This is a genomic window from Emticicia fontis (assembly GCF_054779675.1).
Window position 1 is genome coordinate 111,026 of sequence record NZ_BAAGXU010000008.1, and the last position, 14,195, is coordinate 125,220.

Consider the following 14,195-nt stretch of genomic DNA (forward strand, 5'->3'; position numbering starts at 1 on the left):
AATTCTTTAATTAAATTATAATTTAGATATTAAAACCAATATTCATTCAAATAATAGATAAACAAACTTAAACATATAGCACTTTAGGAACAAAAAAAGCACGGACTAAGGTCCGTGCTTCCATTGATAACAACTAATATTATTCTACTTCACCACTACCAATTTTACCGATTTCTTTGTCGATAACAAAAAGGCCAGTACCATCTTTGCCAATCACATCAAACAATTCGATTGCACGACGAGCGTTTGCTTCTTCTTCAACCTGTTCGTTCACAAACCATTGCAAGAAATGCTCTGTTGCATAATCTTCAGCGTTGCGAGCCTTAGTAACCAGTTTGTTTATGGCGTGTGTTACATTAATTTCGCTTTGAAGCGCATCTTCGAAAATGCTTTGGAAAGTACCCCACTCTACTTGTGGTGTTGCAACCTCCGGGCTGATTGCAGTACCACCCACAGATGCCACATAGTGGAAGATTTTGAGCATATGCTCACGTTCTTCATTTGATTGTTTATATAAATAAGCGGCGCTTTTAAGATAGCCATTTCTTTCACACCATGAGGCCATTGATAAATATTTGGCAGAAGCCTCGGCTTCCATTTTTATCTGTCCGTTTAATGCAGTTTCTATTTCTTCTTTTAAAGAGGTGCGAAGTCTTACTAAATCTTTCATATCTATAATATTGTTTTTTCAAATGTATAACAATATTACAAACCAATTAGTATAATTGTTCGAAATGTAGCCCAAAGAAGCAGAATTTAGAGATATTCTAAATATAATTAGGCCTAAATAACCTCATATTCGCCTAAAACTTCATTTAAAACTGAGTTTACATATAAGGCAAATTTGGCACCTGATAGTAATTCTCTTAGATGAATAAGGTCGCAAAGATGTAGCGTAAAGGTTTGATTTGAATTGGGAGCATTGATAATATCAAAGTCTGCTTCATCTGATAAATCGTAAAGTTTATCAATGATATTTATGCCGTCAATTAGTCTTTTAAAATTAATAAAGTTATGAACCTTGAAAGCGGTAGTCATCCCACCAAATTCTAAAAAGATTCTGTTTGTAAGATTACACTGATAAGCTTGGCCTCTATTAGTTCTATATAATTCTACTTGAGAAGATTCCATTACTTGAGGGTACTCCATTTCTAATTGACTTAGTAAGACTTTAATACAATGATACAAAAGTATGGCTTGTTTAGAATAAATCCAAATTTAATTATAATTTATTTGGAACGGGTCTAAATAGATTAAATATCAGTCGTCTCTTTATTGTAGAAACTTTATAAATCTATATTATTTGCAATTTTCGAGAACACTTCAGCAAAAAGTTTAAATAAGTTCAATTACCAAAGCGACCACTAAACTTCCTTCTTATCAGTATGATTTTTTGAAATACCATCCTAAAGTCTTTGAAAATCCGATGTAAAGTTGGAAATTCCATAGATTATGATTCGAATAATTACAAATTTATGGCTGAAGAAAAAAAGAATATCAATACAGATAACACAGGTAAAACTAACCGTTATATGCCCTGTTGGCAAGCGGCATCAAAAAGGTAGTCACTACGGTGACTACCTTTTTAAGAGGTCAGTCTGTAGAAGTACCGAGCAATTGAAAAGAGACTCAGACTAGATAGCATTATGGCGAACACATTTTTGAATAAGTGGCAAAAATATACTTTACAACTATAAAAAAACACTTATGCAAATAGTTATTTCTACCTAAAATCGTAATTCCTGAAACAGGTATTAATTCTTAAAAAAATCAAATCCAACAAAAATACAATTTTCACAATTATTTGTGCAATTTTGCGTTAAATGATAGAAGTTTTTTATTTTTTCTGAAAAATGAGGTTTCAAAAAGGTAGTGGTGATTCATTTTTTTTTACTTTTATAACAAAATAAGAATATTGTTTATTTACCAACCAGTGATCAATCTTATTATTTCGATAATTAATTGTATTATTTAAAGAATATGCAATTTTAATCTAAAATAATTAGACTTTACAGAATCTTATATTGTTTTTTGAGTATATATTTGTATCATATTCTTTGATTAATAACCGAAACATCTTAAAAAATTACAACAATGGCAGTAGCTAAATTAGAGTACATTTGGCTTGATGGTTACAAACCAACACAAAGCCTTCGCAGCAAAACCAAAATAGAAAAAAATTTCAGTGGTAAATTGGAAGATTGTGATATGTGGTCGTTTGACGGTTCATCTACAGAACAAGCACCAGGTGGTTCATCTGACTGCTTATTGAAACCTGTGTATATCTGTCCAGATCCAGCTCGTTTAGGAACCGGTTATTTAGTAATGTGTGAGGTATTGAATGCAGATGGTACTCCGCATGAATCTAACGGTCGTGCTACAATCGAAGATGATGACAATGATTTCTGGTTTGGTTTTGAGCAAGAATACTTCTTGTGGAATCCTGAAACTAACAAACCTCTTGGTTTCCCTGCAAACGGTTACCCTGCTCCACAAGGACAATACTATTGTTCAGTAGGTGCTAACAATGCTTTCGGACGTGAAATTATTGAAGAACACCTTGAAATCTGTTTACAAGCAGGCTTGAACGTTGAAGGTATCAACGCTGAGGTAGCTGCTGGTCAATGGGAATTTCAGGTATTCGCAAAAGGTGCAAAACAAGCAGGTGATGAAACCTGGATTGCACGTTATTTCTTAGAAAGATTAGGTGAAAAATATAATGTTGCTATCAACTGGCATTGTAAACCACTAGGTGCAACAGATTGGAATGGTTCTGGTATGCATGCTAACTTCTCAAACACTATCTTGAGAACTGCAGGCAAAAAAGAAACTTATGATATCATTTGTCAAGCGTTCGCTCCATTCGTGAAAGAACACATTGCAGTTTACGGTGCTGATAACCACCTACGTTTAACTGGTAAGCACGAAACTCAATCAATTGACAAATTCTCTTACGGTGTTTCTGACCGTGGTGCATCAATCCGTATCCCGATTGCAGCGGTTCAGAAAGGTTGGAAAGGATGGTTAGAAGACCGTCGTCCAAACTCAGCGGCAGATCCTTACAAAGTAGCTGCTCGTATCATCAAAACCGTAAAAACAGCAGAAGTTTAAGATTTTTTCGAATAATATTTTGTTTACAAAGCCTCATGACCCTGTTATGAGGTTTTTGTTTTTTAGTGCTTGATATTTCTTGTAAATAGATAAACAGTATTACCATTCCGCTCAATCTCCTGGCTTTCCTTTGTTAATCCCATCTTTTCCAGCACTCGCATTGACGCAGGATTTCTGGCATCAACATATCCAATGATTTTATCAGGGTTCAGGTTTTCCAAAGCATAAGCCACCATTGTTTCAGCCATTTCAGTTGCATAACCTTTTCCCCAATGCTCTTCAAAAACACTATAACCAATTTCAATAACACCTTTAGGTTCTTCTACAAATTTTATCAATCCAATAACTTTTTTACTGGTATTATCAATCACAAAATAATTACCAAAGATTGGGTCATCAGTATATCTTAAATAACGTTCAATCGCCTCCTCATTTGTAAGCGCATAACCAGTAATATACTTCATTACATTATAAGTAAACCGTGTCTCATCAAATTTATGGATCGAAGTTTCTTTTACTTTCAGAAAATCAAATCTTGAACTTTTTAACATAAAATGGAATTGTTTTTAGAAGTGATGAAATTTTAATCACACTGGTTTTCAATGGAATAAGGGCAAATCTATTAAATTTCATTAAATTTGCATCTTCAAATTTGTTTTTATGAAAAAAGTAGCCTTTTATACATTAGGTTGTAAGCTTAACTATTCAGAAACCTCTACTATCGGACGTATGTTCGAAGAACGAGGGTACCAGAAAGTAGAGTTTAATCAGCAACCTGATATTTTTATAATTAATACTTGCTCTGTTACTGAAAATGCAAATAAGAAATGCAAGAAGATTGTCAAGGAAGCAAATAAAATCAACCCTGATGGCTATGTGGCAATAATTGGGTGTTATGCCCAGTTAAAGCCAAAGGAAATTTCCGAGATTGAGGGTGTTGATGCTGTCTTAGGTGCAGCTGAGAAATTCAGATTGATTGATATAATCGGTGATTTTGTAAAAGAGCCCAAAGAGCCGAGCACTAAAGTTTATAATTCAAAAATTGAAGAAGCGATCGATTACCATACTTCTTATTCTTTAAATGAACGTACCCGCACTTTCCTGAAAGTACAGGATGGGTGCGATTATCCTTGTGCCTATTGTACAATCCCTTTGGCGAGAGGGAAAAGTCGGTCTGATACTATTCAGAATGTTTTGAAAGCGGCCTATGAAATTGCAGAAAGTGGGGTTAAGGAGATTGTATTAACAGGGGTGAATATTGGCGATTTTGGGTTGCAGAATGATGAAAGAAAAGAATCTTTCTTTGAGTTAGTCAAAGCACTTGATGAAGTAAAAGGCATTGAAAGATTCAGGATTTCAAGTATTGAACCTAATCTTCTGACGGATGAAATTATTGAGTTTGTAGCGCAATCTAAACGCTTTGTACCACATTTTCATATTCCTCTACAATCAGGCTCTAATAAAGTACTTGGATTGATGCGTCGCAGATATAAAAGAGAATTATATGCAGACAGAGTAGCGAAAATAAAAGAACTCATACCTGATTGTTGTATTGGAGTGGATGTAATTGTTGGCCATCCCGGTGAGACTGATGAAGAATTCTTAACAACCTATCAGTTTCTGAATGACCTTGATATTAGTTATCTCCATGTATTTACCTATTCTGAGCGACCAAATACAACAGCATTAAGCATTAAACCTGTTGTTCCAGCCAACAAGAGAGCTGAACGTTCAAAAATGCTGCATATTCTTTCAGATAAGAAGAGAAGGCATTTTTATGAGCATCAAATTGGTAAAAACTTCTCAGTTTTGTTTGAAGAAGATGTTGAAAATGGCTTAATGCAAGGCTTTACCGAAAATTATGTGAGAGTAGTAGCAAAATATGACCCTTTACTAATCAACGAAACCAAAAAGGTGAATTTAGTAACAATTAATGAAGCAATGTTGGTAGAAGTTGATGAAGTGTATCAAGAATTAGTTCATGCTTAATCTCAATAATCCTATAATGAAATGGTAGCTTCTGAATCAAAAGCTACCATTTTTGTTTTAATTTATGGATTAAACTGACAAGATTCTATTGAAGTTGCTTGAATATCATTCGCAACTGTCAATCCCCAGCCAGCTCTATCAACATATAAGCCTGATAAACCAGTCATTGTCAAACGAGAGTAACCTACACCTCGCGAATCATCAGGGCAAACATTGCCACTACCACCATATTGTCGGCTTCCGCCCCACTCCCATGCTAAATAACCTAAGCCTTTTTGATTACAAACCTGCATTATGGCCACATAATCATTAGGTGTAGCATCAAGTGGGCAGTCTTGTGCTACAGAAAACTCACCTACTATCAGACAAATACCTGCTGTTACCGCATTATTGGCAGCATTGGTGAGTCTGGTGGTATAGTTTTCATTATTCCAATATAAATGCGCCGAGAAAATCAGGTTATGATCCGGGTCATTTGCCAATAAAGTTGGTGCTGCACTAACTAATGCTTCAATGTTCTGCCCACAATCGGTAGCATCGATAGTTATCGGGCATTTAAGTCCGGCATTACGTAGAGCTGTGATTGATGGAGTATACGCATTTACCATTTTTAGTACTACGGCATTCGTGTTGCCTTGCCAATCACTTCCTACTTCATTGGCAATATTCAGAATCAGATAGTTTTCATACTTTTTCAAAACAGCTAAAACATTAGGCGATGTCCAGTAATTGGTTGCAATCTGAATATTAGCAGGTGTTAAATCTGCACAGGTCAAATCATGCAATTCAACCATAGCTATCATTTTACTGGCAACAATATGTTTTATCAAAGTATCTAAAACTTTATAATCTCTGCTATATTCTGTATCGCTACTCCAAGGTAATCGCACAGTATTCGTACTTGCCTTTTTGATTTCCTTAATTCTATTGAGGGTATTCATCCGATTGTTTACATCATATTGCCAGTACCCACCGAAATTGACTCCTCGCATCACAAAGTCTGTTCCGCACTTATTTTTGATTTTTGTACCCTGAACTTTCAGATAAGGAAATCCTGTCCCGCTCGTACAAGCACCCATTTTTGCAGTAAAAATCGCACCTATATTTGTTTGGAATCCGGGATTTAGTGTAATAGAATTACCTGCCTGAAAAGTTACGTTGGCTGTAGTTTCGACGGAAGTTCGAATGTATGCAGGATCAGTTTCAGCCACAGTATTCAATATTGTCTTAACTGTTTTTGAAGCTGTAAGTGAAATATTCCCCGAAATTGTATTTGAAGGATAATCATTACCGGAAACGATTAAATCTTCAACGCAGGCATTGCCAACTATGAACTTTACAATTGCAGGTTTACTAAAAGTTAAATCGTCTGTCAGGTAATAAGTAAGGCTATCGACACCAGTAAAACCATTAGCAGGTGTATAAGTTAATACTCCGGTTGGTCGCCCCATAGACATTTCCCAAACAACAGAACCATGTTGCACTCCACTAATCTCATAGGGGAATGGCAACGAGCTTTCAGTATCATTATCTTTTACATTTCCTGATACCGACGTATTTACATTAGTAGTGAATATATCATTTTTGGCAAACTGTCTTAATAAAACTAAATAGCGATAATTCGTACAGGACGATGCTCTGGTGCAACTCACTTCAATATACATCATATTATAATCACCACTATTATTCGCAGTGAGTGTAATTGAATTGGAACTAGCTATGGATGAACCATAAGTCCATTGCAAAGTTCCCGTGCAATTCGTAACTGAAAGTGTTACCGTCTGTCCGGCATGAATATAAATATTATCGTTCCCAAAATTATTTTCTATAGGTAAAGTAGAGCTAAGATTAATAGGAGGATTTGGATTTGCTGTTATCGTGACGGTATTAGAAGGGTTCGAATAATTAGGCGAAACTGTACATACCGCTGTATAGCTGGTAGTAGAAGTCGGATATACATAGATTGATGTTCCGGTTTGACCTGTGCTCCATGTTACTACACCTGTCGAACAGCCCGTTGCCGTCAGATTACTGCCATCACCTTCGCAGATAGTTAATGGATTTCCTGAAATAACCGGAGGCGTAATTCCTCCGCTGTTATTAACTGTAACAGTAGTACTAGTACTTGCTGATTGACAATTATTTCCAAAAGTACAATAGGCTATATAAGTAGTTGTGGCCGGCGGTGAAACTGAAATAGCTGCACTTGTAGCTCCAGTACTCCATTTTACGCCGTAACCGCCTGCGCATGATGCCGTTAATGTCGTATTCTGTCCTGCATTAATTGTAATATTGGTCGGAGAAACTGTCGGTGCCGGATTGCTAAATGTATTTAATTGATAGTCTTTTACAAAGTTCCAGATAGCCAAAGAACCATTTATTCCACCTGTTTGTGCGCTCGTTGGCCAAGTATGCCCCATTCCTCGCACAATCATCATCGACAATTCTTTATTAGAACCTCCACCTGCGCAAAAAGTCAACTTATCAACTGTAGTATTTCCAGCCGTAAAATACGCGCCTGTATAATTTCCAGGCGCATTATTACATCCTTTATTAGAAAGCGGAAACATGGGCCATATCCAGCCATTATTGACACTTGGTGGAGTTGAAGGATATGGATTAGGCAAGTTTGTATCACTAAATCTAGTTCCAGAAGTTACATCAGCCGTACCATGAATATGCATGAGTGGAACTTTAGGGGTATTGACATTATTAATAATATTTTGCCAAACATCGGTACCAGAATAATCCTGAGGAAAACCAGCTACCGGGGCAAAAGCCGCAAAGGCATTAAACAATTTTGCCGAAGCAAAATATGTCATATTCGCGCCACTGGAGTGACCTGTTGCATACACTCTATTTTTATTAATACCATAATTGGTATATAAATAATTGATAATGGCCAACATGAAGGTTGAGTCAATTTGGGCATTCAGATAAGCTGGTTGGTCTATCCGATAACTAAAATAGGATTGACCAGACAACTTATCAGGATACACCGCAATGAAGTTGTTAGCATCGGCCAAGTTACTAAAACCAGTAGTTGTTTCCATACCTGCCCCAGTTCCACCATCCCCATGAAACGCCATCAGAACAGGCAAATTGCAGTCAGGGTTAGTGGCTGGTAAATGAAATCTAAATGTTCGGTCATCAGTTCTTGTACCTCCACTCGATGTTGGGGTACTCACAGAAATAGTGGCATTCTGGCTGATCCCTCCTCCTCCATTTACAGTAACTGTTACATTAGTTCCAGAACTCTGACAGGTTCCACTTCTTACGCAATAAACAGTATAAGTTGTATTACTGGTTAGTGCAGGTGTTATGAAATTAGCGGCAGTTGCCACTTGAGTTGCTCCTTGTTTCCATAAGTAAGTCTGATCAGGGCCACAATTAGTTGCGGTCAGATTTACAGTTTGACCTGAATTAATGGTTGTGCCATTTGCCGTTGGATAATTTGGTGTTGGCAATAAAGCACATGGAATAATTGCTGATTGACCATTACCCGGATAAATTTGCGCAAAAGCAGTTACTGCAAAAGTGGGTGTTCCATTGGTTGGTAAAAATTCGTATTGAAAAGTATTTGCTCCACTTTTCTGATTATTGACATAGACTTTCTTCGAATATAGATTATCATATACCATCCCTCCTAATTGTTGTCCATTGGCTGATACTGCCCAAGTATTGGCATCTGTTCCTCCAATTAGGCTTTTTGCAGCATAATTAGATGCATTAATTTCAGAAAGTATGGTTGTTATAGCTGAACTATTAATTCTTACTACATAATTATTATTGTTATTAGCAATCCATACATTTCCTGATTCGTCTCTCACAATGCCCTCAGGTGCTTGTAAATAATTAGAAGAAACAGTAACGGGCTTAATAAACGATGCTGGAGAACCGGTGGTAATATAAGATGTATTGGTTGGAAAATCGGATAATCGACAAACCGCTGCACTACTAAAATTATAACTTGTTGCCCAAAGTGTATTAGAACTACTATCAAATAATAATCCTCCTAAAATGTAGTTTCCGTTACCGAAGAATCTTACTGTAACACTGTTACCTGAAGTATATTCACCTGCATTTGGCATAAATTTAGTAACTGTACCATTCATATTAGCAGAGTAGATATTTCCACTAGCATCAGCAACTACCTGAAATGTTTGCTGATCATTTACTAATATTGTCGGAGCATCATAAGCAAATGTACCTGAAGAAAAACTTACGTTTTTATACCAAAGAATCCCATGACCCGTATAAGAGCCATCATCATAAGCCACAAACATATTATTATTATAAAAGCAAACCCCATTAGCGCCATGATTAACTGTCAAGGTCTGACTTACGCCATTCAGGTAAAACTTGATATTTCCTTTAGTAGCGTCAAATGTATTGGTAGCATCTGAGTAAAGCGGAACAGCAATATTTGTTTGTGCATACAACTGTTGCATTATTAACAGCAGAAGTAGAACTTTTTTCATTTTATTTTTTGTTAAAAGGGTTAAAATGCTGGTTTAGGAAAGAATAAAAAGCGGTTTTACGTCTTCTTGAAATCAATACTTCTTGCTTATTCTCCATGATTATTTTTCCGGTATTCATTTCGTAAGTATTGACATATGATAGGTTTACCATATGCGAGCGGTCAAGTCTATAAAAGAAATTGGTTAGCAGAAATCTTTGTTCAAGAACTTTTAATGTTGTGGCAACTATCAGTGTTCTACCATTTCGTAAATATAATTGTGTATAGTTATGATCTGCTTTGAGCAATAGTACATTCTCAGGATCAACACTCATTCTTCCCCCAATATGTATTTTTTCTAGTTTCATGGTTTTAATAGTTTGTTGTTGTTTCTTTTTACTTTTTGTGATTATTTTTTTTCAGATAAATCTATATAAGTATACACCTCCTCTCCTGAATAATTAGAAGCATTCCATTTGCCTGAGTAGGTCTTCTTTAATGGAAAACCTTTTTCATTAAATTGATAAGTATTTGTGTAGTTATGGTCAGAAGTGCTAAATGTTCCATTGGCCTGGATATAACCTATTTTGGTATTTATTACATTATTTGAAGAGTTTCCGTATTCATTTTCATATTTAGGCCACCCTTTAAAAAAATTAGTTGGAGTGGCAAGATAAGTTGCTTTCTGAGAATCAAAAGTTTGTTCTGTATAGGAGTATTGTTTACCAGATTCCCATCTTTCAGTTTTTATCTGCCGATTGTCACCATCATATTTATAAAAATTAGTACTTGAGCCATTCTTATCCTGAACTAATAAACCATTGCTAAAAGTAGCATTTTCTGTTTCTGGTCCATTACCAGATTGATAAACCCTTTTAGTTATTTTTCCATCGCTAAAAGTAGTAGTAGTTTTAAAAGTGCCACTTGTGGAATAGACGCTCTCCTGTACCATTTTTGTTAAATTACCTTTTGAATCGTAAGTAAAACTGGTAGTTGTCTGATATGTAGTTATTTCCTTTTTGCCAGTGGCAAAAGTTGTTCGCTCATAGGTACTATTAGTAATTCCCTGATTTAATCGCCCTTTCTGATAGCTATATTTAGTTATAGTTGTTGAAACATCATTATAATCCTTTCCCCCTCCAGTTAAATCACTCTTCGCTTCTATTACGTACCCGTCACCATCGTAAGAATACGTAGTAGTATAAAGGCTGGTTGATTCGTCGGAACCACTTTTATTTTTTGAATTTGAGATAGTGCGAAACAATTGGTTATTCGCAGTGTATTCGTAGTTAACAGCATAATAATTACTCGTCCAACCCCCACCAGTTGAATTTGAAACACTACTGGCTAATAAATAGGTTGATTGTTCGTTTTGAGGATCAACATTTTTAGAACAACTCGCTAAAACTACAAGTGAACTGATTGTAAACACTAGTTTTTTCATGGCTTTACTAATAATTTTCGTTTGCTATAATTAATCAAATCCTTGTTAGTCATTTATAAAAACAACTTATTTTTAACAGCAGCTTTAGCTTTAAGCATAATCAATAATCAACTCACTACTTAACTTTTTATTATTAATAGGAATAGATTGAAATAGATCCGTGTGTCTAAGGAATATCTGTTGAAGAATAAATAATAGAGTTTTCATAGCTGATTTAATTATCAGCTACAAATTTTGGAGAAAAATCGATAGGAGTAAATAGCATATTAGTGTTACGTAGTAGTAACACTATTTCACAAGTTTTTCACGAAAAGCCTTAGAGATTGCTTCGGTTGCAGATTGCACGTGAAGTTTCTGATAGATATTTTGTAGATGTCGACGTACAGTTTCGATTGAGATTTTAGTAGATACGGCAATAAGTTTATAAGAATTTCCGTAAGACAATAATTGGAGAATTTCTCTTTCCCTTTCGGTAAGATCATATTCTTTTGTAGTTTCTGTCTGATGAAAAGCCTGAAGTACTTGGCGAGCAATTGCCGGAGACATAGGAGCCCCTCCATTTTCAACATCCTTAATTGCCTGAATAAGCATTGTGGCAGAATCCCGTTTCAAAATATATCCGTCTGCGCCTCTCTTTAAACACTCAAATAAGCGTTTATCATCATCAAATACGGTATGCATCAATACTTTTATGTCTTTATTTGCTTGTTTTACCTTTAAAACCCCCTCTAAGCCATTTACCTCTGGCATATCTATATCCATCACAATTACATTGGGATATTCTTTATGAATATCATCCAATACATTCAGACAATTCTGATGTACCCCTGTCACTTCAAAGCCTTCTGTGTTTTCCAGCATCATTACTACGAGCTCACTCAGGCGCACATTGTCTTCATATATAGATACTTTCGTCATGGTTAGATTTTTTATCTCATCTTAGATTCACAGTCTTAAAATTATATTCTAATATTTAAACAAATGAAACAGATAAAATTCATTTTTACAATAACACTTTCAGGTTATTTCTTTATTCGGGATAGGCCTATTCAGACTAAAATTTATCAATTACTCTACAAACTATCTATTTGTGTCTAAATCCATTGGCCTCACTTCTAACATCTGAAAATTGTTTTGTATTTTTGTTAAACATCTAATCTAAACATCAACACATGAAAAAAGGACTATTCGTACTCTGCTTCATCACTATTTCACTTAATATTTCAGCACAAAAAATTGTTAACCGTGACCCACAGATTGAGGCATTGGTAAGTCAGGTATCAAGTGATACATTAAAAGCTTATATTGACAAATTGGTTAGCTTCGGTACACGGAGCACTTTATCGACAACAACTGATAGTAAACGCGGTATTGGAGCAGCCAGAAAATGGGTTTTAAGTAAATTTCAGGAATTTGCTAAACAATCAGATGGTAGAATGACTGCTTATTTGGATACCTGGACTCTTCAACCTGATGGAAAAAGAGTAGACACGCCCATTGAAATTGCTAATGTGATGGCTACTCTTAAAGGAACAGATCCTAATGATAATCGGGTGTTTTTAGTTAGTGGTCATATCGATAGTCGTGTTACTGATGTGATGAACCGCGAATCTGATGCCCCTGGTGCAAATGATGATGGTAGTGGCACTGTAGCCGTAATAGAATTGGCTAGAATCATGTCGAAATCTAAATTTCCAGCTACCGTTATTTTTGTAACAGTCAGTGGTGAGGAACAAGGCTTATTAGGTGCAAATCATTTAGCAGAAAAAGCTGTTACTGAAAACTGGAATTTAGAGGGTATACTGAATAATGATATTATGGGGTCTAACCATAGCAATGAAACTAATATTATTGATAATACCCGTGTAAGAGTATTCAGCGAAGGCTTACCTGCATTTGAAATGGATAAAAAAGTGCAGGCTATTAGACAATATGGTGTAGAAAATGATGGCAAAGCCCGTCAATTAGCACGTTACTTTAAAGAAGTGGGTGAGCGATACGTTGATAATCTTGATGTAGTGATGATTTATAGAAACGACCGTTTCTTGCGTGGTGGAGACCATACCCCATTCGTAAATAAGGGTTTTGCAGCAGTTCGTATCTCAGAAATGAACGAGAACTTCTTAAACCAACATCAGGACTTACGCACCGAGAAAGGCGTTGAATATGGCGACTATGCCAAAAATATGGACTTTGAATACCTCCGGAAAAATACGGGTTTGAATTTAGCTACCCTTGCCAATCTTGCAAAATCACCATCTATGCCCGAGGATGTAATTCTCGATGTAAGAGGATTGGGAAACTCAACTAGTCTTCGTTGGAAGGCTTCAAAAACTGGAAAAGTGAAGGGATACTATGTTTTGATGCGTGAAACAGCCATGCCATACTGGCAAAAGAAATTTTTTACTACTGATGTAAAAATGACGCTTCCTTACTCTAAAGACAACTATTTCTTCGCCGTGCAATCAGTAAGCGAAGATGGTAATGAAGGCTTACCGGTTTTGCCTAGAGTTGGCTTAAGAAATGCAGGAGAATAATCTAATAAACAAAAAATGTGAGAATTGGGTATAGATACTCCTATGCCCTATTTTTTGTATCAATTAATCTCAAGTCGGCTGAGATTAAAATTAATACAATTTTCCAACCATATTACCATGAATAGAATCATCAAGGAAAAACACCCGAAATATGAAACTACTCTTTGTGGCGATTAGCCTTGCTTTTATTTTTGATACGTGTGATTCTAAAAAAATTATTAAACCAGAAGCTTTAATTGGCAGATGGAATCCGTCTTATCAGTTGCAAACTAAAAATGCTGATGGATCCTGGGGGCCCTGGGCAACCATTAATACGTTGGTTGCATTACCCTCTATGGAGTTTACTTCTCATGGCGATTTTTTACGGGATGGTAAACCGGGTGCCGATTGCTGCTCAGCCGGAAATAAATTCACCGTTGCAAATAACATAATCACATTCTCAGACTTAAAGTCTTGTCCTCAAGTAAAATGTATGGATTGTAGTAAATGGACAATTAATCAAGTTGATTCTGATACTCTTGTAATTGAGGTTTGTGACTCAAGAAGTAAATTTTCCAGAGACAAATAATTACTTATAAGTAGTTAACATCTTTAATATGACTAGTCCTAAAAAAACGATACAGGGTAATAGATATTAAAGGTACATTTTTTAAGT

The 14,195-nt window shown here is 35.8% G+C and carries 11 protein-coding genes; 4 read left to right on the plus strand and 7 right to left on the minus strand.

Features of this window, described 5'->3' with window-relative positions; all coding sequences use genetic code 11:
- Nucleotides 1-139 precede the first annotated feature (139 nt).
- Both ACYVFA_RS06150 and ACYVFA_RS06155 read right to left on the minus strand, forming a co-directional pair.
- On the minus strand, nucleotides 140-670 hold the full coding sequence (locus ACYVFA_RS06150) for a ferritin (RefSeq protein WP_460470930.1): 531 nt from the start codon (nucleotides 668-670) through the stop codon (nucleotides 140-142).
- A gap of 113 nt (nucleotides 671-783) precedes the next feature.
- On the minus strand, nucleotides 784-1,149 hold the full coding sequence (locus ACYVFA_RS06155; RefSeq protein WP_460470931.1) for a hypothetical protein: 366 nt from the start codon (nucleotides 1,147-1,149) through the stop codon (nucleotides 784-786).
- Between the two features lie 945 nt (nucleotides 1,150-2,094).
- Between ACYVFA_RS06155 and ACYVFA_RS06160 the strand changes: the two genes are divergently transcribed.
- Entirely contained in the window at nucleotides 2,095-3,111 is a 1,017-nt protein-coding gene (locus ACYVFA_RS06160) for a glutamine synthetase (RefSeq protein ID WP_460470932.1), read from the plus strand.
- Between the two features lie 62 nt (nucleotides 3,112-3,173).
- Here ACYVFA_RS06160 and ACYVFA_RS06165 read toward each other — a convergent pair whose 3' ends face one another.
- A complete protein-coding gene (locus tag ACYVFA_RS06165) occupies nucleotides 3,174-3,662 on the minus strand; it encodes a GNAT family N-acetyltransferase (RefSeq protein WP_460470933.1) in 489 nt (162 codons plus the stop codon).
- Nucleotides 3,663-3,771: 109 nt separating this feature from the next.
- Between ACYVFA_RS06165 and mtaB the strand changes: the two genes are divergently transcribed.
- Nucleotides 3,772-5,100, plus strand: a complete 1,329-nt coding sequence (mtaB, locus tag ACYVFA_RS06170) for a MiaB/RimO family radical SAM methylthiotransferase (RefSeq protein ID WP_460470934.1) — start codon at nucleotides 3,772-3,774, stop codon at nucleotides 5,098-5,100.
- Between the two features lie 62 nt (nucleotides 5,101-5,162).
- Here the strand turns inward: mtaB and ACYVFA_RS06175 are convergent, their stop codons facing one another.
- From ACYVFA_RS06175 to ACYVFA_RS06190, 4 genes are all read right to left on the minus strand, one after another.
- Nucleotides 5,163-9,581, minus strand: a complete 4,419-nt coding sequence (locus ACYVFA_RS06175) for a 3-coathanger stack domain-containing protein (protein ID WP_460470935.1) — start codon at nucleotides 9,579-9,581, stop codon at nucleotides 5,163-5,165.
- Nucleotide 9,582: 1 nt separating this feature from the next.
- Nucleotides 9,583-9,927: a LytR/AlgR family response regulator transcription factor gene (locus tag ACYVFA_RS06180; protein ID WP_460470936.1), complete on the minus strand. Its 345-nt coding sequence runs from the start codon at nucleotides 9,925-9,927 to the stop codon at nucleotides 9,583-9,585.
- 41 nt (nucleotides 9,928-9,968) lie between these two features.
- Nucleotides 9,969-11,003: a hypothetical protein gene (locus ACYVFA_RS06185; RefSeq protein WP_460470937.1), complete on the minus strand. Its 1,035-nt coding sequence runs from the start codon at nucleotides 11,001-11,003 to the stop codon at nucleotides 9,969-9,971.
- A gap of 288 nt (nucleotides 11,004-11,291) precedes the next feature.
- Entirely contained in the window at nucleotides 11,292-11,921 is a 630-nt protein-coding gene (locus ACYVFA_RS06190) for a response regulator transcription factor (RefSeq protein ID WP_460470938.1), read from the minus strand.
- 254 nt (nucleotides 11,922-12,175) lie between these two features.
- On the opposite strand from ACYVFA_RS06190, the gene ACYVFA_RS06195 reads away from it, so the two are divergent.
- Both ACYVFA_RS06195 and ACYVFA_RS06200 read left to right on the plus strand, forming a co-directional pair.
- Entirely contained in the window at nucleotides 12,176-13,540 is a 1,365-nt protein-coding gene (locus ACYVFA_RS06195) for a zinc-binding metallopeptidase family protein (protein ID WP_460470939.1), read from the plus strand.
- 151 nt (nucleotides 13,541-13,691) lie between these two features.
- Nucleotides 13,692-14,108, plus strand: a complete 417-nt coding sequence (locus ACYVFA_RS06200; protein WP_460470940.1) for a hypothetical protein — start codon at nucleotides 13,692-13,694, stop codon at nucleotides 14,106-14,108.
- Nucleotides 14,109-14,195 lie beyond the last annotated feature (87 nt).